The sequence below is a fragment of the Desulfomicrobium apsheronum genome, assembly GCF_900114115.1.
GTDB classification, from domain to species: Bacteria; Desulfobacterota; Desulfovibrionia; order Desulfovibrionales; family Desulfomicrobiaceae; genus Desulfomicrobium; species Desulfomicrobium apsheronum.
The window spans coordinates 291,619-316,277 of sequence record NZ_FORX01000003.1 but is presented as its reverse complement, the minus strand read 5'-3'; the positions used below and the strand labels follow the sequence as shown (position 1 = coordinate 316,277).

Here is a 24,659-nt window from a genome sequence, read left to right as displayed (position 1 = left end):
GTGCGCTTGTGTCATTTTGGGATATTGACGAGGCGTCCTTGCTGGTCGAGGAAGCGGGCATGTCCATGAACACCCCCCTTTTTCCACGTAAACTGTATGTGGAGCCGGCCACCCTGTGCAATCTGGGCTGCGCCATGTGCGTCAAGCATTCCACAGGCTGGGACTGCGAGGATGCACTCATGTCCAGGGCGACCTTCGAGGCCCTGGCTCCTCTTTTTCCCCATCTGGACACGCTCAACCTGAACGGCATCGGCGAATCCCTGATGCATTCGGAGCTGGCCGCGTTTATCGCTTTTGCCAGGGCCAAAGTGCCTGATGACTGTGTCATCGGCTTTCAGTCCAACGGCATGCTCCTGAACAGGACTCTGGCCGGGGAGCTCATGGATGCAGGGCTCGACAGGATTTGTTTTTCCGTGGATTCGCCCGACGCGGACCAGCTGGAACGCTTTCGGGCCGGATCGGAGCTTGGCCAGGTTGGGCAGGCCTTTGACCTCATGCGCGACGCAGCCTCTCGTCCGGGGGCGCGCCCTTTGTCCCTGGGTGCGGAAACCGTCGTCAGCGCCCAAAATTATGCCAGTCTTCCGGACATGGTCTCATGGTGCGCGGATCGCGGCGTCGAATTTGTCATCGTGTCCCATGTTCTGCCCTACAACGCCGCCGATGCCCCGCAGAGTCTGTACGTGCCGGTGTCGCAGCGTTGTCTGGATTTTTATCGCGAATGGGAAAAAGTCTTTGCTGCAGAAGGACTGGATGTTTCGCATTCCTATACGTCTTTTTACGCGGTTTTCCGCACTCCGGAGCAGCAGCGGTTGGTCGATATCATCCTGGCCATGAAGGAGGATGCGCTGAGCCAAGGCCTGCAATTCAGCCTGCCCAACACCATGAACATCGATTTCGAACGATTGGCGCGCGTGCGTGAGACATTCGCCCGCGCCATGTACGTCGCGCAGGAGCGGGGTATTCGTCTTGATCTGCCCGAGACAGCGGCGCGAGAGCCCAGGGAGTGTGCGTTTGTTCAGAATCCGAGCCTCTTTGTGGCCTATGATGGGGCGCTGACTCCCTGTTATTATCTGTGGCACAGCTACTCCGCCTGGCTGCTTGGCTCCGAGGTTCGTGTCAGACAGCGTGTCTTCGGGAGTGTGCCGGGCGATGATCCGTTGCGGGTTTGGCGGTCCGGTGACTTTGTCCGTTTTCGGGACGAGGCCCTGCTTGAGGAGTATGCCCGCTGCGCCGATTGCAGCGTGGTCCCGTGCGATCATGTGCAGGGTTTTCCCGCGCCTTTCGACCGTGACTGCTACGGCCAGACCGTCCCCTGCGGGATCTGTCCCTGGTCCGGCGGCGGGTTCGCCTGTCTGCGATAAAAAAAGGGAGGCGCTGATGGCCTCCCTTCGGTGTCGTGCGTCGGACCTGCGTTCGCTGTTTTTTTTAAACTCTTGAAATTCGCAGACCGCTTAAAAATGGTGAGATGCATGGAAGCGAAAAAAGCCAGGCGCGCAGTGTATTGGGCATACATAAGCGGCCTGGCTTTTTTCGCTGACGCAGCAGATTGCCGTTTTTGGGCGGCCTGCTAGCCCATTGCGGCAGGTCCGGTTTCCTGGGTGCGGATGCGCACGGCGGCGGCGCATTCGAGCACGAAGATCACTCCGTCGCCTTCCTTGCCGGTCCGGGCTCCCGCGTTAATGGCCTCCACGGCCTGTTCGGCGAAATCGTCGTTGACTCCGATCTCCAGTCTCAACTTCTTCAGCAGGTTCACTTCCATGACCACGCCTCGGTACGTTTCGGTGAATCCCTTCTGGCGTCCGCTGCCGAGCACGTTGGTGACGGACATGTTGTAGATTTTCTTGGCGTACAACTCTTGCTTGACTGCGTTCAGGCACTCGGGCCGGATATATGCTACTATGAGTTTCATGGCGTTTCCCTCTTATTCGTTGGTGAAGATCTGGAAGCCGTTGTAGGATTCCATGCCGTGTTCGGTGATGTCGAGACCCTTGAGTTCCTCTTCCTGGGTGACGCGTACGCCGATGGTCATCTTGAGGATGGTGAACAGGGCCAGCCCCGCTCCGAAGGCCCAGGCAAAGACCGCTGCCGCGCCGATGAGCTGCGTGACGAGGATCTCGCTGCCGCCGCCGTAAAAGATGCCCACGTTGTCGCCGTAGCCGGGGGCCGCGAAGAAGCCCACCGCGATGGTTCCGAATACGCCGCACACGCCGTGCACGGAGGAGGCGCCGACCGGATCATCGATCTTGAGGACCTGGTCGATGAATTCGATGGAAATGACGACCAGGATGCCGGCCAGCAAGCCGATGATCAGCGAGCCCACGGGAGAGACTTCGTAACAGCCTGCGGTGATGGCCACCAGACCGGCCAGCGCGCCGTTCAGGGACATGGAGGTGTCAGGTTTGCCGTGCTTGATCCAGGCGAAGATCATGGCGCCAAGAGCACCGGTGCAGGCCGCCATGGCGGTGTTGACCGCGATATAACCGATGGTGCCGTCAGCGGTGGTGGTGCTGCCGGGGTTGAAGCCGAACCAGCCGAACCAGAGAATGAACACGCCAAGACCGGCCAGGGGGATGTTGTGCCCGGGGATGGCTTTGGCCTTGCCGTCGGCGGTGTACTTGCCCAGACGGGGCCCGACGACGATCGCACCGGCCAGGGCGATCCAGCCGCCAACTGAGTGGACCACGGTGGAGCCTGCAAAGTCGATGAAGCCCATGGCTTCGAGCCAGCCCGCGCCAAGCTCGTCACCACCCCAGAGGCTGCCCCATGCCCAGTGTCCGGAGACCGGATAGATGAGCGCCGTGACCGCTATGCTGACGATGATGTAGGCCGAAAATTTGGTCCGCTCGGCAATGCCGCCGGAAATGATCGTCGCCGCCGTGGCCGCGAACACGGACTGGAAGAACAGAAATGTCAGATCCCATTGTCCGGCTGCGCTGGTCGGATCGACCCCGGACAGGGCAAAACCGCTGGAACCGAAGAAACCCGATATGTCCTGTCCGAACATGATGCCAAATCCAACCAGAAAGAATACCGGCACGCCGGCGGAAAAATCGAGCAGGTTCTTCATGAGGATGTTGCCGGCATTCTTGGCGCGAGAAAAACCCATTTCAACCAGGGCGAAGCCCGGCTGCATGAACATGACCAGAATGGCCGCGATCAGGGTCCAGAGCAGATTGCCGTGTTCCTGCGAGAGCGCTTCGCCTTCGGCAAAGGCCATGGCGGGGGTGAGGGTTGCAAGCAATAGGGTCAAGGCCCAGACTTTTGGTCTGAGCAGGGCGGTTGTTTGTTTTTTCTCTTCGAACATGATGACCTCCGTGGTGGTGAGTGTTGATACCTCCACAAAGCACAGGGGATGCCAAAGTTGTTAACTGTTTGTTTTTTAATATTATATGGTGTTTCGATGTGTTTGCTCCTGCGGTATTTGTTATTTTTGGAGCCGTTTTTCCGGGCAGACTTCGATATAAATTAACATTTATGTATAATATCGCGCTGGTGTTTTTGTGTTCCCGCTTTTCGGACGCCAGTTTTGCGATGATTTTTAGTTTTCTATTTTATTTCAGGTAATTAATTTTTTTTTCAATTTTGATACACGATTTCTGAGCGCTCCGCTGCCGTCGTGTTCAGGATTTTCTTTTCAGGCATGCCAAATTTCACCGAATAATCCTTTTTTGATAAAGCTGTCCCTCGCGGGAGCAACTGTCCGGGCACTCATTTCGATTTTTCCGTCGAGTTATCACTCCACATGGTGTTTTTCGCCGACAAATTTGTTCATTTTTACAAACTAGTCGGCAGCTGTGTTGTCGCAGTTTTACAAAAAAAGACAATTTGTCGTTTGTTCTGTACGAAATTGTAGTGAAATGAATTCCGGTTGCTCAATCGGTTTTCTTAATACCCCGATATGAAATGATTTTTTCTTGTGGCACCGTCCTTGCTCATATCCGACAAAAATGGAGGTGCATTGTGAATCCGACAGATACTGCTTTTATCATCATTTGTGCTGCCCTGGTCATGTTCATGACCCCAGGGCTCGCTCTCTTCTACGCGGGCATGACCCGTTCCAAAAATGCCCTGGGGACCATTATGCAGAGTTTTGCCGCCCTTGGCGTCATCACCCTGGTCTGGATTTTCTGGGGATATTCCCTGTCGTTCGGTACGGATATGAACGGCCTCATCGGCGGCCTGGACTTCGTGGGCATGGCCGGAGTCGGCATGGAACCGCACGAGTCCATAGCCACCAACCTTCCGCACATGGTCTTCATGATCTTTCAGTGCATGTTCGCCATCATCACTCCCGCCCTGATCTCCGGCGCTTTTGCCGAGCGCATGCGTTTTTCCGCCTTCATCATTTTCATCATCCTGTGGTGCACGTTCGTCTATGCTCCCTTGTGCCACTGGGTCTGGGGCGGCGGCTGGATGGCCCAGATGGGCGCCATGGATTTCGCGGGCGGAGCGGTCGTACACATGAGCTCGGCCAGCGCGGCCCTGGCGGCGGTCCTGGTCATCGGAAAGCGCAAGGGCTACGGCAAGCGCTCCTTCCTGCCGCACAACCTGCCCATGACCATGATCGGCACTGCGCTCCTGTGGTTCGGCTGGTTCGGTTTCAACGCCGGCAGCGCCCTGGCCGCCGACGGCCTGGCCGGCAACGCCTTTGTGACCACTCACATCGCGGCCGCCACGGCCATGCTTGCCTGGGTGTTCGCGGAATGGAAGTTTCACGGCAAACCCACAACCCTGGGCGCTGCTTCCGGCGCGGTAGCAGGGCTTGTGGCCATTACTCCGGCAGCCGGTTTTGTCGGCATCATGGCTTCCGTGCTCATTGGGCTTGGCGCGGGCGTGCTGTGCTACCTCGGCGTGAGTCTGAAGGCCCGTTTCGGTTATGACGACAGTCTTGACGTGGTCGGCATTCACGGTGTTGGCGGAGTCTGGGGCGCACTTGCCACCGGGCTTTTCGCGAGCCAAGCCATAAACCCGGCCGGCTTCAACGGTCTTTTCTACGGCAACCCCGGCCAGCTCTGGATTCAGTTCGTATCCGTCGTGGCCACCTGCGCCTTTTCATTTGTAGTATCCTATGTTTTGCTCAAGATCGTTAACGCCATCGTGCCCATTCGTGTCACCGAAGAAGAGGAAGAGGCCGGGCTTGACGTGGCCATTCACAGCGAATCCGCTTACCAGGCCTGATTTGCCAACCACTCGAGGAGGAATCATGAAACGAGTAGAAATAATCACCCGGCCCTACAAGCTGGACGAAATCAAGGAAGCCCTGACGGGCATGGGCATACAGGGCATGACGGTCACCGACGTGCGGGGTTTTGGACGCCAGCGCGGCCACAAGGAAGTCTATCGCGGGGCCGAATATCAGGTCGATTTCGTGTCCAAGGTCAAGATTGATGTCGTCATCGATGACGACATGCTTGACCAGACCCTGGAGGTCATCCAGGAGGCCGCCAAGACCGGCAAGATCGGCGACGGCAAGATCTTTGTCTCCACCATCGACAACGCCATCCGCATCCGCACCGGAGAGTCCGGCGGATCGGCCCTCTAGGAACGGGCAGCTTCGGCTGCCCATTTTCGTCATGAGCATCGAATCCTTACGCCAGGCCCGGGACCTTTACCGCAACGTAAATGCGGCCCCGGGCCATTCTCCTGCCTGGTTCTCCGCCCGCATGGATGATTGGGTACGCAGGGCCTGTCAGATCCGACTCGCCTCCGGCGGAGGTACGCTCGTCCTGGCCCTTGGTGGGTATGGGCGCGGCCGGCTTTTCCCTTATTCAGACATCGATCTACTGGTCTGCCTGCCGGAATCGGGCGCTCCCGATCCCGAGCTTCTGGCCCAGGACCTGTTTCTTCCGCTCTGGGACAGCGGTTTTGACGTCGGGCACGGCATCAGGACCGTCTCCGAGACCATCGCGCTGGCCACCGCCGATTTCGAGGTTCTGTGCTCGCTCCTTGATGCCCGGCTGCTTTATGGCTCCGTGGATCTGTTTTCCGATTTTCAGGCCGCCGTTGCGCGGGATCTTGTCATTCCCCTTCGCGCGGAACTTTTATTCTGGCTCGCCGAACGTCATGAGGCGCGGCACGAGCGGTTCGGCGATACCGCGCATCTCTTGTCCCCCAATCTCAAGGAGGGCAGGGGAGGGCAGCGCGATCACCAGACCACGCAGTGGCTGGAAACCGTGTGCCGCATGGGTGGGGATTCGTTGCCCCTTCTTTCGCCTTCCGAGCAGGAGGCATTGTCGCGCAGCGCCGAGTTCACTTCAATGGCAAGAGTGGCCCTGCATCGCGTCAGTAAGCGCAAGAATGATGTCCTGCATCTGGAATTGCAGCCCGAGATAGCGCAGCTCATCGGTTATGGCCCGGCCACCGACAGGGATTCGGTGGAAAGGTTTCTCTCCGGGCTGCACAAGGCCATGGCCGAGACGAGGCTTTTATGCCGACTCTGTCTAGACAAGGCGCGGGTTGTTGCCGGAGGCGCTGCTTCCGGAACGCCCAGCGCCCCGGCTGGCCTTGATTTTTCCATTCTTGTCGCCGATCCGGCCAACGTGCTGGAATTGTTCAGGCACAGCGCGCAGACCGGGATTCCCATTGGCTGGCATACCCGGCGCATCATCCAGGACCGTTTTCCCGCCTTGTCCCGGGATTTGAACTGGCAGAAGCCCATTGTCTCACGTTTTGAAGAGATTCTGTGCAGCGCTCACGCAGGGCACGCTCTCGACCAGATGCTTGAGGTCGGTTTCTTGAACCTTTTTGTGCCTGAGTTTTCAGCTATTGAACATCTGGTTCAGTTTGACGCCTATCACAAGCTTCCCGCCGGTCCGCATCTGGTCGAGACGGTGCGCAACCTCGCAGCCTTCACTCCGGAGCATGAATTTCTGGGTGGTTTTCTGCACTCCCTGCGCAGCGATCCCTGTCTGCGCTGGGCCGCGCTGCTGCACGACATCGGCAAGGGGAACGGGGATCATGCCGTCAAGGGCGCGCGTCTCTCGCGCCTCATTCTTGATCGTTTGGGGTATGACCATGATTTTGTTCAGGAATGCGCCTTTCTGATCGAGCACCATCTGCTTCTGGTGCATACCGCCACGCGTCACGATCTGGGAGAGGAGTCGGTCGTCATGGAGCTTGCCCAGACGCTTGGCAGCGTGAGGCGCCTCGACCTGCTGACCCTGCTGACCTGGGCCGACTCCATGGCCACCGGGCCCAAGGCCTGGAATCCCTGGATCGAGAATCTTTTGCGGGAAACCTATTTCAAGACGCGCAAGGTCCTTGAACATGGAATAATGTCCGATGAAACCCTTGTGCACAGGCTCAGCACCCTGCGCGATGCCCTGCGCTCCAGCCGTCCTTCCCATTTTTCCATCCGCGATTTCGAGCGCTTTCTCTCCGTCATGCCCGCCAGATACCTGATGCAGACCGCGCCCAAGCGCATCATCGAGCATATCGAACAGGTCCATGTTTTTCGTGAAAGCCCTGATTGCGGACCGTTTCACCTTTCGTGGGAGCACAGGCCCCATTCAAGGTCGTTGCGCGTGACGCTGGTCTCCACCGACCGGCCCGGGCTCTTCGCCCGAGTGTGCGCGGCCCTGGTTCGGCACGGGATGTCCGTGCTTGGGGCGGAACTTTGTGTCTGGGATGACAAGACGGTCGTGGACGTGTTCTGGGTCACCGAACCTTTGGACATGCTCTATGCCGACCAGACAGTCGAAGCATTTCAATCCAGCCTTTTTGGCCTGCTTGCCGATGAGAATCGGCTGGATCAGCTCCCCGTGCAGATCACCACACGGCTCCGGAAGGTTTTTGCGTTGGATCGCGATCTGGTCAGCGTCCGCCTCGACAACGGAGTTTCGGATTTTTACACGGTGCTTTCCATTGAAGCTCCGGATGTGCCCGGACTTCTGGCCACGGTTTCGCTTTGTCTTTACCGGCTTGGCGTTGACCTCGTCTTTGCCAAGATCGCTACGCAAAAAGACAAGGCCATGGACATCCTGCACATCCGCGAAGGCGGGGAAAAGATTCCCGACTCCGAGTGCGAATCACTGGAACGCACCCTGTGCCTGCTCATCCGCAGCCTGTACGCCTGAAGTTTTAGGAGTGATTGGGTTGCCCGATCCAGTCTTCCAGGGTCAAGGGTTCCGAGAGGCATTGGTACCTTGGTTCCCAGTCGCACCTGGCCTTGATCTCGGCGCCATGCTGGATGATGGAAATGGGACGGTCCGAGCTGACCACAACCAGGATGACCTGATCGTGTTCGGCCGTGAATCTGAGGGCGGAGTTGTATCTGGCTCCACGGGCGCGGTTTTCTCCGGCTACCGCGCGGCCATCGAGCAGGGACGCGAATGCGTGCAGTTTGAGGTACATCATGTCTATGTGCAGCGCTCCGTCCACTTTGGCCAGCGAGGTCGCCAGATCAAGGTCCATGTGGCGCTTCAGATCAAGCGGCGTTTCCAGATGCTGCCCCGAGATGTTGGCCAGGGGGCTCCCGAAGTCGAGCACCAGGGCGCAGCCGTGTTTTCTCTCCTGGGCGCTGCGCACCAGCGTGCTGACCACCTTCATGATGGTGTAGAGCTTGCTCGAATCAAGGTTGAGTTCAAGCAGCACCTCTTCAAGCTGCACCAGATTGGCTCTTCTGGTGGAAGAGTGGAAACCGCCGTCGGAAAAGCTGCATATGGTTTCGTCCAGGACCTTGATGAAGCCATGATTCCCGCGAAATTCCGCTGTCACGGAAAAGTCCGGCATCCTTCCCGTTCCGATTCCGATGATTTTCTGCCCGTTGCTGACCAGCTTGTGCTTGTTGCCTTCCACGGCCTGCAACAGCTTTCGGGTGTGCTTGAAATCCTTCATGGCAGGTCTTTCGAAATCGCCGAACGTGGCCAGATAATGGATTCTGTGCACTTGAGAGGGCTCGACGAAGATGAGATCGCCAAAGGCCCATTTGCCTTCTTCCTGCGTTTTCGAAATATTCAGGATCGAGTCCAGTATGGGGTAGATGCGTAGCCGCGTGTCCGGACCCATGCTCAGATTCCGCATGTCGACGATGTGATCCCGGACGGCGTGGGTCGCAAAATTTTGCAGTACATATCCCGACGTCTCAAGGTCCGTGATGCTTTTTGTTCCCAGATCCTGGGAGAGGAGCCTGCACGCGTACTCCAGCCAGCGCTGCGTGGGCCCGGTGGAACACATGTCCACATGGTGCTCGCTGAACCATGTCTGGTAGAACATGTTGTGGAAATGGCCACCACAGGCGATTATTCCAGCCAGCTCGGGGTTTTCGAACTCTCCTTGAGCATGTTTTCCAATCCGGGAAGGGTCCTGCATCCACTTTCCATGTCTGAGGTAGAGTTCTTCCAGACGCGGCTCGTGTCCGCGCAGCAGATCGCAGGGGTCATAAATGCGCAGCGGGCTGTTCCTGTTCAATGCATAGATCAGCGCGGCTCGGCTTGGCCCCGAGAATCTGGCCAGCCCATTGCACAAACCGTCGTGAATCTGGTCGATGCATTTGATCAAAAACAGTTCTTCCATGAGTATTTTTCCGATATTTTTTTCTTTTTTCGCTATCTCAGGCCAGGTTTTCGGTCAACGCATCCTTTATGAAGGCCCTTGCTTGCTTTTTTTCAGAGCTTAGAGTGTACCTTGAAAAGCAAGGAGGTTCACATGCATGAAGTAAGTCTGAATCGCGTCATTACGGATTACCTGACCGGCCAGGAGATCATGGATACCACGTATGAGGACTTGCGACAGGCGCTGGCCAAGCTGCTTGTTGAAGACAGGAAGTATCCGCGTGAAAATATCCAATCAAAATATGCTCTGGATTACTCGATAAACGGAGAGCCGCATTCGGTCGCGATCGATCTGGCGGTCTTTTCCCCTGCGGGCGACCCGCTTTTGGCGCTTGTGTTCTGCCCCGGAGAGGTCGGAACATTTGTGCGCGAGAGTGTCGCAGCGGCCCGCATTCATTTGCCGTCTCCCTTTCCGCTGGTCATCGTCACGGATTCGATGGAATTGTTGCTGGTGGAGACCAAGACCTCCGAGGTGATCGGAAGCGGCTTCAATGCCGTGCCCCGCTGGAGTGATCTGCAAGACCTCGCGCATGCGCATCCTTGCCCATTGCCGGGCGAGGACCGGCTGGACAAGGAGCGCAGGATACTTGCGGCCTATGATGGCCTGGGCGGGCCTTGCTGCGGAAGTGAATGCGGCATCTAGGTGGTCATGCGTCCCATGGGCGGGAGCGAGCACCATTTCTCTTGTTGGGCCGAAGGCCAGGACGCCAGGGTTTCGGTGAGTTCCTCTTGGGTGATCCCTACCGCGCCAACCTGCCCGACCACCAATCCGGCGGCGCAATTGGCCAGTATGCAGGAGCTGAGCAGGTCAAGGCCCGAGCTCAGACCAAGGGCAATGACCGCGATGACGGTATCTCCCGCACCGGTCACGTCGAACACCTTCTTTGCCGTGGTTGGCAGGTGAAAGACCCCCTGGCCGGGCAGGAATACCGCCATGCCTTCCGCGCCCAAGGTGATGACCAGGCTTTGTAGGCGTCGCTGCTCGATGATCCTCTTGCCTGCCTCAAGGATCTCTGCGCGGGTTGTGATGGGCATCTCAGCGCCTTCGGATGCTTCCTTCTTGTTCGGCGTCATGCAGTAAAAATCGTCGTAATGGGGGAAATTGCATGTCTTGGGATCCAGAATTATTTTTTGATTCGGCTTTTTCCGTTCGCGCAGCCAGCGCAGGAATTCTTCTGAAATGACGCCCTTGCCGTAGTCGGAGAGGATGATCGTATCAAAACCGTCGAGCCTGCATTCCACCGTTTCCAGAAGGGACGAGAATTCCCCTGCATCGAGGGGCCGGTTCGTTTCCCTGTCCACGCGCAGCATCTGCTGGTGCTGGGCCATGATACGGGTCTTCAGGGTCGTTTCACGTGACGCTGACCTTATAAGATGACTTTCAACGCCGAGCGTGCCGCAGAGGTCCTGCAGATTGTCTCCATAGAGATCCTGGCCGCAAATGCTCACCAGAGTGGGGCACCCGCCAAGGGTGGCCACGTTCTGGGCCACATTGCCGGCGCCGCCGATCTTGAAGACCTGGTCGGTGATTTTGACAATGGGCACGGGCGCTTCGGGTGAAATTCTTTCAACCAAGCCCTTTTGGTACTGATCGAGCATGATGTCGCCGATGATGAGCACCTTGGAGCCGATCATGCGCGAAGCATTGAACGCCAGATTCATATTTCCTGCTCCTTTGCCATGCGTTCAAGGAAGGACGCTATTTTTTCCCTTTCTTCGTTGCTTGCGTAAGCGAACACGATTTTTCCTTTTTTGGGCGTTCCCGAGTGTTTGACGGTGAAGGTGCCCGCCAGGGCCCTGACCACGCCCGCTATGTCTTCGGCCATGGGTTTGGCGCGGCGCGGCTTTTCTTCTTCCGGCTCATCTTGGTTTTTGATTTTTTTGACCAGCTCTTCCGTGGCGCGTACGTTCAGATTTCTTTGCAGAATCTTTTCAGCCAAGAGGATCATGCTCTCGGGATCATCGAGCCCGAGCAGCGCTCTTGCGTGTCCGGCGGAGAGGGTATTTGTCTCCAGCAGGTTCTGTACCTTTTCCGGCAACTTCAGAAGCCGCAGGCTGTTGGTAACGGCGGGTCTGCTTTTGCCGATTTTGTCGGCCAGCTCTTCCTGGGTGATCCTGAAATGTTCCTTGATCTGCCCCAGAGCCCGCGCTTCCTCGATAGGGTTGAGATCCTCGCGCTGAAGGTTCTCTATGAGCGCGATGGCCATGCTTTCATGGTCGTCCAAGCGCCGGACTATGCAGTCGATGGTATCAAGCCCGGCCATGCGGCAGGCTCGCCAGCGCCTTTCCCCGGCAACGAGTTCATAGTGTCCTGGCGTTGGCAGCGGTCTGACCAGCACCGGCTGGATCAGGCCCTGGTTCTTGATGGAGGCGGCCAGCTCTTCAAGCGCCGCCTGGTCGAAGTGGTGGCGGGGCTGGTGGATGTTGGGTTCAAGCGCGTTTATGTCCAGCGTCACTATTTCTGCTTCGTGTTCGGGTTCGACATTGCGGCTTTTGATGAGTACATCAAGCCCGCGTCCGAGCCCGCGTTTTTTCATGGTCATGCTTTACCCGCGGATGTTTGCGTCAAGGGCCGTTGACCCGTGGCGATTCGTATTTAAAGACAGATGATTGTCCCAACCTTCAACTTCCGGAGTCACAGTGAACAAGGATACGGCCATCAGATACGTAGTCGATGCCAAGGGCACGCCCCAGGGTGTTTTTATCGAAGAGGAAATGTGGCAGCATGTCTGCCGGCATGTTCTCTCCGTGGTGGAAAAGCTCTATCCCTCGGAAGATCCCATTGTCGAACCCATGGCTGACCTGCAGCTCCTCGAAAAATATTGGGACCTCCGTTACGAGCTGCCCACCGACGTGTCGTGTGAAACCTGCGGATCAACCACCGAGGACTGGAAGGGCGATGAACCCCGCAAGTTCATGCTGCGTGCCGCCAACATGGGCGGACTGCTTGCATTTCAGTGCGTAGGTTGCAAGTCGCGCATCACCAAGCGTCATTTCAAGGACAAGGTCACTGTGACCTGCACGCCTCAAGTCGTCTGCTCCTGCGATTGATCCAGCTTCTTGTCGATCAGTTCCTGGGCCAGCGTGATATATGACTGGGTGCCCATGGACCTGATGTCATAGAGAATGGCCGGAAGGCCATGGCTTGGCGCCTCCGACAGGCGCACGTTTCTCGGTATCGATGTTGTGAACACAAGCTCTTTGAAGTGGTCGCGCACCTCGCGTTCGACCATGAATGAGAGCTTGTTGCGTTTGTCGAACATGGTCAGCAGTATGCCCAGAATGTCGAGGTCGGGGTTCAGCCTTTCCTTGACCAGTCCGTAGGTTTTCATGAGCTGCGCGATCCCCTCCAGCGCGTAGTATTCGCATTGCAGCGGAACGAGCAGCCATCTGGCCGCGCACAGGGCGTTGATGGTGATCAGCCCCAGCGAAGGAGGGCAGTCGATCAGGATGTAGTCGTACTCCGGGCTCAGCAGTTTCACGATGCCGCGCAGTATGAATTCCCTGTCCTTTTCTTCGCCAAGTTCGATCTCCGCGCCCACAAGGTCCGGCGTTGAGGGGAGTATTTTCAGGAACTCCATGTCCGAATCCACAATGCCCTTGCGTGCCTCTTCCGGAGAGAAAAGGGCCTGGTAGATCGAGCTTTGCACCTGGCTCACGTCAACGCCAAGACCGCTTGATGCATTGGCCTGCGGGTCGCAATCAATGACCAGTACGCGCTGTTCCATGGCCGCCAGTGATGCCGCCAGGTTGACGGTGGTGGTGGTTTTGCCCACACCGCCTTTCTGATTTGCCAAAACGATTGTCTGCGCCAAAAGTCTTCCCTCCAGATCCTGTTGTTTCACGGGGAACTAAGGACGGTAGTAATCTTTGTACCAGGCGATGAACTTCTCTATACCTTCCTCGATGCTCGTGGAGGGCTTGAATCCGACTTCCTTGATCAGGTCGTCGATGTTGGCGTAAGTCGCCGGCACGTCTCCGGGCTGGATATCCATGTAGTTGCGCACCGCTTTTTGGCCCAGGGCATTCTCAAGCACGGTGATGAACTGCTCAAGTTCCACGGTGTTGTTGTTGCCGATGTTGTAGAGCTTGTAGGGCGCGGGGGAGGTGCTTGGATCGGGATTTTTCCCGTCCCATGCCGGATTGCCTGCCGGAACATGACTCACGATCCGGAACACTCCCTCGACGATGTCGTCGATATAGGTGAAATCCCTGCGCATCTTGCCGTGATTGAAGACGTTGATCGGCTTTCCTTCGCAGATGGCCTTGGTGAAGAGGTACAGCGCCATGTCGGGTCGCCCCCAGGGGCCGTACACCGTGAAGAAGCGCAGGCCAGTGGTTGGCAGCTTGTAAAGGTATGAATAGGTGTGCGCCATGAGTTCGTTTGATTTCTTGCTGGCCGCGTACAGACTCACGGGATGGTCCACGTTGTCGTGGACGGAAAAGGGCATGGATGTGTTCAGCCCGTAGACCGAACTCGACGAGGCGTACACCAAGTGCTTCGTACCGTTGTGGCGGCAGCATTCCAGCAGGTTTGCAAAGCCTACTATATTGGAATCAATGTAGGATTTTGGATTCAGAAGGGAGTATCTGACACCCGCCTGAGCCGCCAGATTGACCACGTGTGTAAACTCGTTGGCCTTGAAATACGCATCCAGGGCTACGCCGTCAGCGAGATCGATGGGCTCGAAATGGAAATTTGAATCCTGCTGCAGAAGCTTCAGGCGGTCTTTTTTCAAGTCCACCGAGTAGTAGTCATTGAGGTTGTCCAGGCCAAATACGGAAGTTCCCGTGGCGAGAAAGCGTTTGGCGAGGTGAAAACCGATAAATCCCGCCGCACCCGTGATAAGAATTTTCATGCAATGCTCCATGTGAAACAAAATATGAAAAACACCTAACCTAAGGCTGTTTGGTGGGCAATACGGAATTTGAGTTGTGCGGCTGCTTTTTTGTGAATTGAATTTTTAACGATCCGCCAGGGGGGATCAGATGCTTTGCAGGATTTTCCAGGCTTTATTTTTGATTTGCTGATTGCCTTGCGCCATCTCTTCCAGGCTTGGCAGGGTTACGACCGTGCAGCCTGCTTGTCCCAGGAGACTTTGGATACGGGCGTGGACCGCTTCATCTGCGGTTTCGCGGTCCAGAAAGAGCAGGATCAGTTGTGGCCTGAAGTGCTCCAATCCTTTGCGGAAAGTTTCGGAGTCCAGATCGAGGGGCCATGAGCTGATTTCCCTGGCTTGCCATTTAAGGTGCTGGCAGACGGACTCCTGGATTTTTTTGAAGACGACCAGGCGGGGCGGATTTGTCGCTTTTTGCATGTCTTCGTAAAGGCCGAGGTACGTCCACATTGTGCGAACAGGTGATTGTTTCCCGTGAAACAATGACCGAAGTAAAATGGGAAGCGGTTCACTTGCGGGTGAAGAGGGCTTCTGGGCTGTTGGTCTTTGGGTTGGTGATTCAGGTTGTTGAGTCGCCTTCAAAGGGACAGGCGCGGGCGGAGTCTCTTCGAACGCTTCGATCCGAGGACGCAGGACATGGGTGACGCCAAGGCGCTTCAAGGTGCGCTGTGCTTCGGTCAGGGTGTGTTCATTGAGATCCAATCCCAAATCCTCCAAGCAATTTCAGTTTTGGGCAGCTGCGGCCACGCTTCCTGTCGGCCGTGCCGATCCATGACCAAAACCCTGTTGGTGGATGCTGCAAAGCCGGCACCGGCCTCGTCTATGGGATTGGCTACGAGCAGATCAAGATTTTTTTTGGTGAGCTTGAGCGCAGCATTTATTTCGAGGTCTTGCGCTTCAGCGGCAAAGCCGATGGTTTGTTGCCAGGACTTTTTGGCGGTGCTCAGGGTCGCGAGGATGTCGGGGTTGGACTCAAAAGTCAGACTCAGGGTTTCTCCGCTTTTCTTGAACTTGCCCGTGGAGCAGGCCGGTGGGCGAAAGTCAGCTACGGCTGCCGTAAAGCATCCTATGTCCTGTGATGGAAAAATATCCTGCGCGGCTTCAAACATGTCGCGGGCAGTGACCACGGGAACGCGCTGGATCATTGACGGCAGGGCGATGTCCACCGGGCCGGTGATGGCGGTGACTTCAGCGCCACGCAGAGCTGCCGCGACAGCCAGGCTGGCTCCCATGATTCCGCTTGAGGGATTGGACCAGAAGCGAGCCTTGTCAAAGTATTCCCGCGTCGGTCCAAGCGTGAGCATGATTTTCTTGCCACGAAGATCCTGAGGCGAAAGCGCGGCCAGGGTGCGGATGAAGATCTCGTCCAGAGGGGCGAGCCTGCCCTGGCCCGTGTCCCCGCAGGCGACATTGCCGCACTCGGGCTCAATGCGTGAAACGCCGCGTTCACCCAGTACGGACCAGTTGTGTCGAGTCGCCGGGGCGCTCCACATGCGCGGGTTCATGGCCGGAGCCACCAGCACCGGGCCGCAGTAGGCCAGAAGCTGACAGCTGAGCAGGTCGTCGGCGATGCCGCAGGCCATCTTGGCGATCATGTTCGCCGTCGCTGGAACAACGACAAAGGCATCGGCCACCGATGGTTCGAGATGATCGAAATTGGCACCACCGGAAAACATGTCGGTGTAGAGAGGATCAGCCCCGAGTGCCCCAAAGGAGAGGTCGGTCACGAATTTGCGAGCTGATTCCGTCAGGGTCACGCCTACCTGAAGGTGCAAATGCAAAAAGGCCCTGGTCAGATCCAGGGCCTTGTATGCAGCGATGGAGCCGGTGACTCCCAGGTGGATACGTTTCCCGTGAAACGTGTCGAACAGGTAATGTGCGGGAATCACTGTGACAACGTCCTTTCAGAGTCCAGGCCCGTTCCCGCAGGCGGGTAGGTCTGGTAGGGATCAGCGGGAGGCGGGGTGCCGATGGAGTAGGCAGGTTCGCTGCTGCCCGCGACCTTGGGGGATACCTTGATCTCAAGCCATGTGTACCACATGGGGCTTTCCTCGATGCTAATCATGCAGACACGGTTTTCTTTTGTAAAAACAAGGTGATAGCGTTGGTACTTCTGGTAGGTGACCATGCTCCAGCCGTCTTTGGGCATGTTGTTGAAGAAGAAGTCGAAAAGCGAAATGGGTTCGGCTCGGCCACGGAAGACGATGGTTCCGTATTTGCCGCTTTCCATGGGAGAGATGATGGACTTCTTGGGCTGAATCTCCATCTCTTCAGGGACGCGAATGTCTTTGAAATCATAGTAGAAACTGTTTTGCGTCGGGGCAATGCCGGGATCTTCGGCGGTGGTGTCGTTGAAAGTGGCGCAACCCCAGGAAGAAAGCAGCAATGCTACGAGAATCAATTTAAGATAACGCATGGGTGTAATCCTTTCAGGAACGTTAAAATTGGAGATCGCAAGTTCTTGGGCTGAAAATCTAGCAACATCGGCAGTGAGATCAAGTTTTTTTTAAGTCCCGGAACTCTCTCCGAGTCGTCTGGCCTTGGCCGCTTCGTCAAGCCAGCCTCCATCCTCCAGAGATTGCGCGGCCAGAGCGTACATGCGGTGTGTCCCCTCTGTGTAGACGGCGTGGATCAGTTCTTCTGCATATCCCTTGAACACGCCGTGAACGAGATCGCTTTGAGCGTAAAGAAATCGAGCCAGAAGAGGGTTTTCATGATGAAGTGGAAGATATAGGATGAAAAGGCGCTTACAATGAAAGATGATGAAGCGGATACGGCGGACCTCGCGCTCTATGCTTTCCGAAGTCTGCCTTATGACCGCATAGAGTTCCGAACCAATATGCTGTTCTTCCGGCGTGAGGCCCACGCCCTGCTGCAGTTGTTTGAACCGGGGTTTGTAGTTCAGCTGCTGATAGGCATCTTCCTTGAGTTTTATGCATTCATGGAAGATGTAGCCTAGCGCCCAGTCCAGGTATTCGCCGAGAATCGCGAACGAGGTCCGGTCTTCGTTGCGAAAAAGCAGATGGGAGGTGTCTTTGAGCCTCCAGAGCAGGCCCTTGCTGTTTTGACGACCGAGAATGTCGTCAAAGAAATGGAAGCTCACGGAGCCGCTTGCGTCGTACTCGGAAAAATGGTTTTCCAAAGCAATGGCGATCTGGCAGAAATCGCGCAGAACGTCGCGTACGAAGGAATCATGTTTGGACTTGAGCCAGCTTTTGGACATTGCACATCCCGTACTCATTTTTCGCGTCATGTACGGCACCCCCAGGCATCCGTCAAACCCACAAGAATCGATGAATACCGAACAAAAAATCATTTCTCCCGAACAAATTGCAAGGCCCGGCGGCAAGGTCGTGTTCACCAATGGCTGCTTCGACATCATCCACCCAGGCCATGTGGACTACCTGGAACGAGCCAGGAGCATGGGTTCCTGCCTGGTTGTCGGCCTCAACAGCGACGCTTCGGTCAGGCGCCTCAAGGGAGCGCTTCGACCGGTCAACGACCAGCAAAGCCGGGCACGGGTGCTGGCGGCCCTGGCCTGCGTGGACTTTGTCATCATCTTCGATGAGGACACGCCGCTGGAACTGATCCGCAAGGTCAGCCCGGACGTGCTGGTCAAGGGCGGGGACTGGAGCGTGGACCGGATAGTCGGGCGAGAGGTGGTGGAGGCGGCGGGCGGGACGGTCTGCTCCATCCCGCTGTTGGCGGGATATTCAACTACGGGGACGGTGGAACGCATCGTGGCCATGCATCAACGAGGCGGCAATGGATAGTTTGAACACAAAGCGCGTGGTCTATTCCCTGACGTATCTGCTGGAGATTCTGACCGACGCGGGCGAGATAAGCGAGGCGCAGGCCCGGATCATCATGGACCACGCCGTCAAGAACGGGATCGATGTGGAAGGGCCGGACGGAATCGACGATCTGATCCGCTTCAATATCCGAAAGCCCCCCAAGGAACCCGGACACCCGGAAGCGCGCATCACGGAAGATGTCATCCTGAAGGCCGTGGCGCGTCGGGAGGGGCTTGAGTTTCGGCGGGTGGACCCCTTTGATCTGGATCTTGAGGTCACCACCAAGACCATCTCCGAGAGCTTTGCCCGCATGAACACCCTGGTGCCGATCATGATCCGCGACGGTGAGCTTGAGCTTGCCGTGTTCAATCCTTTCCGGCCGGAGCTGTGGCAGGACATGGAGCGCGTCAGCGACCTGCCTTATAAGGTGTTTCTGAGCACCAGGCAGGACATCAACCGCCTCATCGACGATTATTACCAGTTCCGGACAGCCATCCAGGCCGCGCAGATCGAGTTCATGGACTCAAGCGAGATCGGCAATCTCGAAGCGCGGGTCAAGGTCTCGGAAAAATCCGATCCCGAATCGCAGCGGCACATCATAAAGGCCGTGGATTATCTGCTGCGCTCAGCCCTGCGCGAGCGCGCCAGCGACATCCACATCGAGCCCAAGAGGGATTTCGCGCTGATCCGGTTTCGCATCGACGGCATTCTGCACGATCTGCACAGGCTACCCATGACCGTGCATCTGGCCATGATAAACCGTCTGAAGGGGATGAGCCGGCTTGACATCTCCGAGAAGCGCAGGCCCCAGGACGGGCGCGTGCAGTTGGTCCTGGCCGGAGTGCCGACGGACGTGCGCGTTTCGACCATTCCGGTGGCCTTTGGCGAGAAGATGGTGCTGCGGCTCCTTTCCAGCGACAGTACGCTCAAGAATCTCGAAGAGCTGGGCATGGGGCCCGATCATTATGCGACCTACAGCAAGTTCCTGGGCAAGACCTACGGGCTCATCCTGGTCACCGGGCCCACGGGGAGCGGAAAGTCGACCACGCTGTACTCGACCCTGAAGGTGCTGGCCAATCCCCAGGTCAACGTGGTCACGCTCGAAGATCCCATCGAGATGGTGGTCGACGATTTCAACCAGATTGGCGTGCAGTCCAAGATCGGCGTGACCTTTGGGCAGATGCTGCGCCATATCCTGCGCCAGGACCCGGACATCATCATGATCGGTGAAATGCGTGACCTTGAGACCGCCGAGCAGGCCATGCAGTCGGCCCTGACCGGGCATATCGTCTTCTCGACCCTGCACACCAACGACGCCAGTGCCGCCCTGACCCGCCTGCTGGACCTCGGCCTTGACGCATATCTCATCAATGCGGCCGTCATCGGCTGCATCGCCCAGCGCCTGGTGCGCAACATCTGCATGCACTGTAAGGTGCAATACACGCCGGATTACGAGGAGATAAAGGCCCTGGGCCTGGACAGCTACATCCGTCCGGGACAGGCCTTGTGGAAGGGGCGCGGGTGCGATCACTGCCGGCAGACGGGCTATTACGGGCGAACCGGCATCTTTGAGATCCTGCCCTATGACACTGAGGTCAAGGACGCCATCCGCAAGAATATCGATCTTGGCGATCTGCGTGAAATGGTCCGCAAAAAAGGGGTTCGTTCCCTGTTCGACGACGGCATGGCGAGGGTCGTGCAGGGTGTGACGACGGTGGAGGAGGTTTTGCGAGTGGCCGGGAGCTCTGTCGATTAAGTACGGGGCTTTACAGACTTTGGAAGGTTTTTGCCGGTCAGTTTTTTGATATCCTCGAATGCCTGATCCAGGGTGGAGCGTTCTTCGACGCTTTGCTGCAAAAAAGAGCGTATGGGATGGACCATGCCCAGGGCCTGGTCGATTTCCGGATTTGAACCGGGGGCGTAGGCGCCGATGTTGACCATGTCCTCGACGCGCTGGAAGGTGGCCATCATGCGGACCAGGTCCCGCCCGGCTGCGATTACGGGCGCGGGAGCAACATCGGGCGCCAGACGGCTGACGCTCTTGAGCACGTCGATGGAAGGGTAGTGGCCCTGATCGGCCAGGTCTCGCGTGAGCACGATGTGGCCGTCGAGGATGGAGCGCACCGCGTCGGCCACGGGCTCGTTGAAGTCGTCGCCTTCCACCAGCACGGTGTAAATGCCCGTGATGCTGCCTTTGGACGAGCGTCCGGCGCGTTCGAGCAGGCGCGGCAGGTGCGAGAAGACCGTGGGCGTGTATCCGCGCGTGGTGGGCGGTTCGCCGGCCGCAAGGCCTACCTCGCGGGCGGCCATGGCGAAGCGGGTCACCGAGTCCATCATGAGCAGCACGTCCTTGCCCTCGTCACGGAAAAACTCGGCCATGGCCGTGGCCGCATAGGCGGCGCGCATGCGCACCAGCGGCCCCTGATCCGATGTGGCCACGATGAGCACGGACTTGGCCAATCCTTCCGGTCCCAGATCCTTTTCGATGAAATCCACGACTTCCCGGCCACGTTCGCCGATCAGCCCGATGACGTTGACCTCGGCCGACGTGTAACGTGCGAACATGCCCATGAGCGTGCTCTTGCCGACGCCGGAGCCGGCCATGATTCCAACGCGCTGCCCTTTGCCCAGGGTCAGGAGGCCGTTGATGGCCCGGACACCGACATCAAGGGGTTCGGTGATGCGCGGTCTGGTCAGGGGATTCGGGGGATCCGTGTGCAGGGGATTGTAGCGGGCAGGAAAGATGTTCTTTTGCGGGTCAAGAGACTGCCCGAAAGCGTCCACAGCGTGTCCGAGGTAGCGATGGCCGACCGGGAAAACAGGCGGAGTGCTGGTGTTGCGGATGAGGCTTCCCGGGCGGATGCCGCGCATCTCGCCGTAGGGCATGAGTAGCATGACGTCGTCGCGGAAGCCGACCACTTCGGCGTTGATGACCTGCTTGCCGCTATCCCCCGGCAGAAGCTGGCAGACCGAGCCAAGCGGGGCCTTTATGCCGCGACCCTCGGCCACGAGCCCCACGACCTTGGTCACCTTGCCGTAGGCTTGCGCAGGTTGCAGTCCGGCCAAGAGATGCAGGGTGCCGTCAAGATCGGCTGTCATGAATTTTCCACGTATCCGTCAAGAATGGCGCGGACCTGTTCAAACCGGGCGGCAATGGAATTGTCCACCAGGCCGTCGCCGCTCTCGATGCGCACGCCGCCGGGAGCAAGTTCGGGGCTGGCGCAGATGCGCAGTTCCGGGAGGTCGGAACGCTTTTCCCTGGTCTGGTCGGCCAGGGATTTGGCCAGTTCGAGGTCTTCTGCGCAAACATGCACGGTTATGCAGGTCTTGGCCTGGAGCTGCGAGACGGCCTCCTCGAAGAGGGTGTTCAAGACCTGTTCGCGTTGCTCGTCGAGCATGACGCCCAGGGTCTTTTCAAAGGCGAGGCGCAGGATCTGAAAGAGGCTTTGCTTGTGCTCGGAGTAGATGCGTTCCTTCTCGGCGACCATCGCCGCCTGGATCGTGTCCATGAAGGAGCAGACTTTCGCGGTTTCCGCCTGTGCCATGGAGTTGGCCTGCTCTTGTCCGGCGGCAAAGCCTTCGGTCTGGGCGCGGGAACGAATCTGCTCGGCTTCGGCCAGAGCCTGGGCCAGAATATCCTTGGCCATTTGCTGGGCGCGCTGGCGTACCTGTTCCATATAGTGGTCCTCGGTCTCCGTGTTCCAAGTCAGGGTGGGCGGGCGATTGAGCCCGACGCCGTCGCGGCTGTGCAAGCCATAAATGACCCTGCACGGGTTTTGCGCGTGCTCAGACAAGGACTTCGCCTCCGCTGCCGGCGATGACGATGCGGCCTTCGGCCTCCAGGCGTCTTACCTGCTTGACGATGTTCTGCTGCGCGGCCTCGACCTCGGACAGCTTGACCGGCCCCATGATCTCCAGATCCTCGCGGATCATGTTGCCCGCGCGTTCGGACAGGTTCTTGAAGAACTTCTCGCGCAGTTCCTCCGGCGCGGTCTTCAGGGACATGGTCAGGTCCTCGTTGCTGATTTCCTTCAATACCTCGCGGATACCGCGATCGTCGATCTTGGTGATGTCCTCGAAGACAAACATGAGCTGCTTGATCTCTTCGGCCAGCTGCGCGCTTTCTTCCTCGATGTCGGCCATGATCTCCTCTTCCGTGGCCCGGTCGATGGCGTTGAGGATTTCCGCCACGGAATTGACGCCGCCGACCTTGCGGCCTTCCTTGCCGCCGATGGCAATGAGCTGGCTTTGCAGGACCCGATCGACCTCGACCAGCATTTCCTCGGCAACGGCTTCGAGCTTGGCCAGGCGGATGAGTACCTCGGCCCGCACTCCGGGGGCCATGTTCTGCAAAAGATTCCCCGCGCTGTCGGACGGGAGGTGCCCAAGGATCAGCGCCAGGGTCTGGGGATGCTCGTTGCGCAGGATCTGGGCCAGAATCTTGGGGCTGACGTTGCCAAGCTCCTTGAAGGGCACGGGTCCGGAATCGAAATCAAGCTCGTCAAGGATGTAGCGTGCCGTGTCGGAATCAAGGTTCGAGGAGATCATCTTGCGCACCTGCTCGGGGCCGCCGTAGAGCATCTCCTTGCCGATGGTCATGGCCTGGTTGAACTCCTTGAGCACTTCCTCGGCCTGTTCTTTGTTTACGGTGTCGAGTTTGGCCATGGCCCGTGACACGGCCGTGATCTCGGCGCGTTCGAATTTCTTGAAGACCTCGGAGGCAAACGCGTCGCCAAGGGCCAGGATGAGGATGGCCGTCTTCTGCGGCCCGGTCAGTTTTCCAGTAGGTGCTGCCACTTATGCTTCTCCCTGAGTCATCCATTGGCGCATGATCATGACGGCCTGATCCATGTTCTGTTCGACAAGCTGCTGTGCGAGGTGCTTGGCGTTTTCGATGCGTTTGACAGCGTCCACGGCCGCCATGTCCTCTTCGTTCAATCCTTCGGTCAGGGCCATGAGCTCCTGGGCCGCGCCCAGTTCGTCGGACGTCTGCACCGTGGGATTTTCGACCTTCGGGCGGATCAGGGCCAGAACCACGGGCCGCGCCACGAAGAGCAGGAACAGAAGGATTATGAGTGTGTTCAGGAGCGGCTTGCCCAGGAGCTGGAAGTAGCGCGAGGCAACATCCAGAAGCGGGGCCTGTTCGGCTCCCATGGGCTCGCCAAAGGAGATCGAGGAGACCTCGATGGCATCGCCGCGAGTGTCGTCAAAGCCGACGGCGCGCTGGCTGAGCTGGCGGATTTGTTCCATCTGCGCGGCATTGAGCGGCTCGAAGGCGAACGTCCCGTCCTGCTGCTGAGTGTACTTGCCGTCGACGAGAACGGCAACGCTTAAACGCTTGATGCTCCCGACCTGGGAGATGATCTGTTGCTCTTCCTTGTTGATGTCGAAATTCGTGGTGGAGGAAGTGCGGGTGCTTTCCTGCGCCGTACCGGAGGCCATGCCGTCGTTCTCGCCCTGGTAATTGGGATCGGGGGTGCCGCCGTCGACATTGGCCGAACCCTTGCTTTCCTCCTCGCTCCTGACCTCGCTTCTGACAACGGCGGACTTGGGATCAAAAATTTCCTTGCGGATGGTCGTGCGATCAAAGTCGAGGTCGGCATTGACCCTTGCGATGACACGTCCGGGGCCGACAATGGGCACCAGGAGCTGTTCGATGCGCTGTTCCAGACTGCGCTGCATGCTCATCTGGTATTCGAGCTGGGTCGAGCTCAGGCCCGTGAAGTCCGTGTCTGTCTTGGGTTCGTAGAGGATCTTGCCCCGGCTGTCGGCCAGGGTGATGTGTTCGGTGGTCATGCCCTCGACGCTGGTGGAGACGAGGTTGACGATGGCCTGCACCTGCTGCGCTCCGAGGCTGCGCCCGCCCTTGAGCTTGAGCATGATGGCTGCGGAGGGCGGGGCCTGTTCCTCTACGAAGAGGCTCTTGTTGGGCAGCACCAGGTGCACGCGGGCGCTCTCCACCTCGGACAGCTCGGAGATGGTGCGGGACAGCTCGCCCTGGAGGGCCCGCTGGTAGTTGATGCCCTGCACGAAGTTGGTTTGCCCGATCTTGTTTTCGTCAAAAAGCTCGAAGCCGATGCCCTGACCATGCAGGGAGCCTTCGCCGGCAAGTTTGAGCCGCGCTTCGTAGACCATGTCCCCCGGCACCATGATGGTGGTTCCGGAATCGGTGATGCGGTAGGCGATTTTTTCCTTTTGCAGGTAGCTCACCACGCTGGACGCGTCTTCCTGGTACAGATTGCTGTACAGGACCCTGTAGTCGACCTTGTTCATCCAGAAGATCATGGCGAAGAACGCGATCAGGAGCGAGACCAGCAATCCTCCGAGGAGGATGCGCTGGGCCAGGGATTTATCGGTCCAGAAGTCCGTGGCCTTGGCCAGGGTGCTTTGCAGAAAGGGGGGCATGGTGAATCCTC

At 57.9% G+C, this 24,659-nt stretch carries 23 protein-coding genes; 8 read left to right on the top strand and 15 right to left on the bottom strand.

The features are described from left to right. The first annotated feature begins 8 nt into the window (after positions 1-8). A complete protein-coding gene (locus tag BMZ40_RS05590) occupies positions 9-1,361 on the top strand; it encodes a radical SAM/SPASM family putative metalloenzyme maturase (protein WP_143075545.1) in 1,353 nt (450 codons plus the stop codon). A gap of 206 nt (positions 1,362-1,567) precedes the next feature. Here the strand turns inward: BMZ40_RS05590 and BMZ40_RS05585 are convergent, their stop codons facing one another. Beyond that, the gene (locus BMZ40_RS05585) at positions 1,568-1,909 is read right to left on the bottom strand and encodes a P-II family nitrogen regulator (protein WP_092373125.1); all 342 of its coding nucleotides are present in this window, start codon (positions 1,907-1,909) and stop codon (positions 1,568-1,570) included. A gap of 12 nt (positions 1,910-1,921) precedes the next feature. Continuing rightward, the gene (locus tag BMZ40_RS05580) at positions 1,922-3,304 is read right to left on the bottom strand and encodes an ammonium transporter (RefSeq protein WP_092373124.1); all 1,383 of its coding nucleotides are present in this window, start codon (positions 3,302-3,304) and stop codon (positions 1,922-1,924) included. Positions 3,305-3,960: 656 nt separating this feature from the next. Between BMZ40_RS05580 and BMZ40_RS05575 the strand changes: the two genes are divergently transcribed. From BMZ40_RS05575 to BMZ40_RS05565, 3 genes are read left to right on the top strand one after another with little or no spacing between them, the layout of a single operon-like run. Further along, a complete protein-coding gene (locus BMZ40_RS05575) occupies positions 3,961-5,178 on the top strand; it encodes an ammonium transporter (RefSeq protein WP_092373123.1) in 1,218 nt (405 codons plus the stop codon). A gap of 25 nt (positions 5,179-5,203) precedes the next feature. Then, positions 5,204-5,542, top strand: a complete 339-nt coding sequence (locus tag BMZ40_RS05570; RefSeq protein WP_092373122.1) for a P-II family nitrogen regulator — start codon at positions 5,204-5,206, stop codon at positions 5,540-5,542. Between the two features lie 31 nt (positions 5,543-5,573). After that, the gene (locus tag BMZ40_RS05565; protein ID WP_092373121.1) at positions 5,574-8,075 is read left to right on the top strand and encodes a [protein-PII] uridylyltransferase family protein; all 2,502 of its coding nucleotides are present in this window, start codon (positions 5,574-5,576) and stop codon (positions 8,073-8,075) included. Positions 8,076-8,079: 4 nt separating this feature from the next. Here the strand turns inward: BMZ40_RS05565 and BMZ40_RS05560 are convergent, their stop codons facing one another. After that, on the bottom strand, positions 8,080-9,513 hold the full coding sequence (locus BMZ40_RS05560; protein WP_092373120.1) for a DNA integrity scanning protein DisA nucleotide-binding domain protein: 1,434 nt from the start codon (positions 9,511-9,513) through the stop codon (positions 8,080-8,082). 132 nt (positions 9,514-9,645) lie between these two features. On the opposite strand from BMZ40_RS05560, the gene BMZ40_RS05555 reads away from it, so the two are divergent. Beyond that, positions 9,646-10,194, top strand: a complete 549-nt coding sequence (locus tag BMZ40_RS05555) for a type I restriction enzyme HsdR N-terminal domain-containing protein (RefSeq protein ID WP_092373119.1) — start codon at positions 9,646-9,648, stop codon at positions 10,192-10,194. Here BMZ40_RS05555 and BMZ40_RS05550 read toward each other — a convergent pair. After that, positions 10,191-11,213 carry a bifunctional heptose 7-phosphate kinase/heptose 1-phosphate adenyltransferase gene (locus tag BMZ40_RS05550; RefSeq protein WP_245751035.1) on the bottom strand — a complete coding sequence of 341 codons (1,023 nt, stop codon included), beginning with the start codon at positions 11,211-11,213 and terminating at the stop codon, positions 10,191-10,193. The two genes, BMZ40_RS05555 and BMZ40_RS05550, sit on opposite strands and share 4 nt — an antisense overlap. Continuing rightward, positions 11,210-12,094 (bottom strand): ParB/RepB/Spo0J family partition protein, encoded by an 885-nt coding sequence (locus BMZ40_RS05545; protein ID WP_092373118.1) that lies wholly within the window; start codon positions 12,092-12,094, stop codon positions 11,210-11,212. The genes BMZ40_RS05550 and BMZ40_RS05545 overlap by 4 nt, the downstream gene beginning before the upstream one ends. Before the next feature lie 97 nt (positions 12,095-12,191). Between BMZ40_RS05545 and BMZ40_RS05540 the strand changes: the two genes are divergently transcribed. Continuing rightward, on the top strand, positions 12,192-12,602 hold the full coding sequence (locus tag BMZ40_RS05540) for a hypothetical protein (protein WP_092373117.1): 411 nt from the start codon (positions 12,192-12,194) through the stop codon (positions 12,600-12,602). Here the strand turns inward: BMZ40_RS05540 and BMZ40_RS05535 are convergent. The 6 genes from BMZ40_RS05535 to BMZ40_RS05510 form a co-directional block, all read right to left on the bottom strand. Continuing rightward, positions 12,578-13,366 carry a ParA family protein gene (locus tag BMZ40_RS05535; RefSeq protein WP_092373116.1) on the bottom strand — a complete coding sequence of 263 codons (789 nt, stop codon included), beginning with the start codon at positions 13,364-13,366 and terminating at the stop codon, positions 12,578-12,580. The two genes, BMZ40_RS05540 and BMZ40_RS05535, sit on opposite strands and share 25 nt — an antisense overlap. A gap of 36 nt (positions 13,367-13,402) precedes the next feature. Next, on the bottom strand, positions 13,403-14,410 hold the full coding sequence (locus BMZ40_RS05530) for an NAD-dependent epimerase (protein WP_092373115.1): 1,008 nt from the start codon (positions 14,408-14,410) through the stop codon (positions 13,403-13,405). Positions 14,411-14,536: 126 nt separating this feature from the next. Further along, on the bottom strand, positions 14,537-15,151 hold the full coding sequence (locus BMZ40_RS19120; protein ID WP_177193031.1) for a hypothetical protein: 615 nt from the start codon (positions 15,149-15,151) through the stop codon (positions 14,537-14,539). Further along, on the bottom strand, positions 15,127-16,338 hold the full coding sequence (gene coaBC, locus BMZ40_RS05520) for a bifunctional phosphopantothenoylcysteine decarboxylase/phosphopantothenate--cysteine ligase CoaBC (RefSeq protein WP_092373113.1): 1,212 nt from the start codon (positions 16,336-16,338) through the stop codon (positions 15,127-15,129). Before coaBC ends, BMZ40_RS19120 begins: the two co-directional genes overlap by 25 nt. Further along, on the bottom strand, positions 16,335-16,865 hold the full coding sequence (locus BMZ40_RS05515; protein WP_092373112.1) for a hypothetical protein: 531 nt from the start codon (positions 16,863-16,865) through the stop codon (positions 16,335-16,337). The genes coaBC and BMZ40_RS05515 overlap by 4 nt, the downstream gene beginning before the upstream one ends. Before the next feature lie 90 nt (positions 16,866-16,955). Beyond that, a complete protein-coding gene (locus BMZ40_RS05510; RefSeq protein ID WP_092373111.1) occupies positions 16,956-17,672 on the bottom strand; it encodes a hypothetical protein in 717 nt (238 codons plus the stop codon). Between the two features lie 70 nt (positions 17,673-17,742). On the opposite strand from BMZ40_RS05510, the gene rfaE2 reads away from it, so the two are divergent. Next, a complete protein-coding gene (gene rfaE2 / locus BMZ40_RS05505) occupies positions 17,743-18,222 on the top strand; it encodes a D-glycero-beta-D-manno-heptose 1-phosphate adenylyltransferase (protein ID WP_092373110.1) in 480 nt (159 codons plus the stop codon). After that, on the top strand, positions 18,215-19,999 hold the full coding sequence (locus BMZ40_RS05500; protein ID WP_092373109.1) for a GspE/PulE family protein: 1,785 nt from the start codon (positions 18,215-18,217) through the stop codon (positions 19,997-19,999). Before rfaE2 ends, BMZ40_RS05500 begins: the two co-directional genes overlap by 8 nt. Here BMZ40_RS05500 and BMZ40_RS05495 read toward each other — a convergent pair. The 4 genes from BMZ40_RS05495 to fliF are packed head-to-tail and all read right to left on the bottom strand — an operon-like array spanning position 19,996 to position 24,648. Beyond that, positions 19,996-21,342 (bottom strand): FliI/YscN family ATPase, encoded by a 1,347-nt coding sequence (locus BMZ40_RS05495; RefSeq protein ID WP_092373108.1) that lies wholly within the window; start codon positions 21,340-21,342, stop codon positions 19,996-19,998. The two genes, BMZ40_RS05500 and BMZ40_RS05495, sit on opposite strands and share 4 nt — an antisense overlap. Then, positions 21,339-22,037: a FliH/SctL family protein gene (locus BMZ40_RS05490; RefSeq protein ID WP_092373107.1), complete on the bottom strand. Its 699-nt coding sequence runs from the start codon at positions 22,035-22,037 to the stop codon at positions 21,339-21,341. The genes BMZ40_RS05495 and BMZ40_RS05490 overlap by 4 nt, the downstream gene beginning before the upstream one ends. Further along, positions 22,030-23,040, bottom strand: a complete 1,011-nt coding sequence (fliG, locus tag BMZ40_RS05485; RefSeq protein ID WP_092189695.1) for a flagellar motor switch protein FliG — start codon at positions 23,038-23,040, stop codon at positions 22,030-22,032. Before fliG ends, BMZ40_RS05490 begins: the two co-directional genes overlap by 8 nt. Beyond that, a complete protein-coding gene (gene fliF, locus BMZ40_RS05480; RefSeq protein WP_092373106.1) occupies positions 23,041-24,648 on the bottom strand; it encodes a flagellar basal-body MS-ring/collar protein FliF in 1,608 nt (535 codons plus the stop codon). Between the last annotated feature and the right edge of the window lie 11 nt (positions 24,649-24,659).

Coding starts and splice junctions, on each gene's coding strand:
- BMZ40_RS05585 (WP_092373125.1), bottom strand. CDS start 1,909: ATGAAACTCATAGTAGCATATATCCGGCCCGAGTGCCTGAACGCAGTC.
- BMZ40_RS05580 (WP_092373124.1), bottom strand. CDS start 3,304: ATGTTCGAAGAGAAAAAACAAACAACCGCCCTGCTCAGACCAAAAGTC.
- BMZ40_RS05570 (WP_092373122.1), top strand. CDS start 5,204: ATGAAACGAGTAGAAATAATCACCCGGCCCTACAAGCTGGACGAAATC.
- BMZ40_RS05565 (WP_092373121.1), top strand. CDS start 5,574: ATGAGCATCGAATCCTTACGCCAGGCCCGGGACCTTTACCGCAACGTA.
- BMZ40_RS05560 (WP_092373120.1), bottom strand. CDS start 9,513: ATGGAAGAACTGTTTTTGATCAAATGCATCGACCAGATTCACGACGGT.
- BMZ40_RS05555 (WP_092373119.1), top strand. CDS start 9,646: ATGCATGAAGTAAGTCTGAATCGCGTCATTACGGATTACCTGACCGGC.
- BMZ40_RS05550 (WP_245751035.1), bottom strand. CDS start 11,213: ATGAATCTGGCGTTCAATGCTTCGCGCATGATCGGCTCCAAGGTGCTC.
- BMZ40_RS05545 (WP_092373118.1), bottom strand. CDS start 12,094: ATGACCATGAAAAAACGCGGGCTCGGACGCGGGCTTGATGTACTCATC.
- BMZ40_RS05530 (WP_092373115.1), bottom strand. CDS start 14,410: ATGAAAATTCTTATCACGGGTGCGGCGGGATTTATCGGTTTTCACCTC.
- BMZ40_RS05515 (WP_092373112.1), bottom strand. CDS start 16,865: ATGCGTTATCTTAAATTGATTCTCGTAGCATTGCTGCTTTCTTCCTGG.
- BMZ40_RS05510 (WP_092373111.1), bottom strand. CDS start 17,672: ATGTCCAAAAGCTGGCTCAAGTCCAAACATGATTCCTTCGTACGCGAC.
- rfaE2 (WP_092373110.1), top strand. CDS start 17,743: ATGAATACCGAACAAAAAATCATTTCTCCCGAACAAATTGCAAGGCCC.
- BMZ40_RS05500 (WP_092373109.1), top strand. CDS start 18,215: ATGGATAGTTTGAACACAAAGCGCGTGGTCTATTCCCTGACGTATCTG.
- BMZ40_RS05495 (WP_092373108.1), bottom strand. CDS start 21,342: ATGACAGCCGATCTTGACGGCACCCTGCATCTCTTGGCCGGACTGCAA.
- fliF (WP_092373106.1), bottom strand. CDS start 24,648: ATGCCCCCCTTTCTGCAAAGCACCCTGGCCAAGGCCACGGACTTCTGG.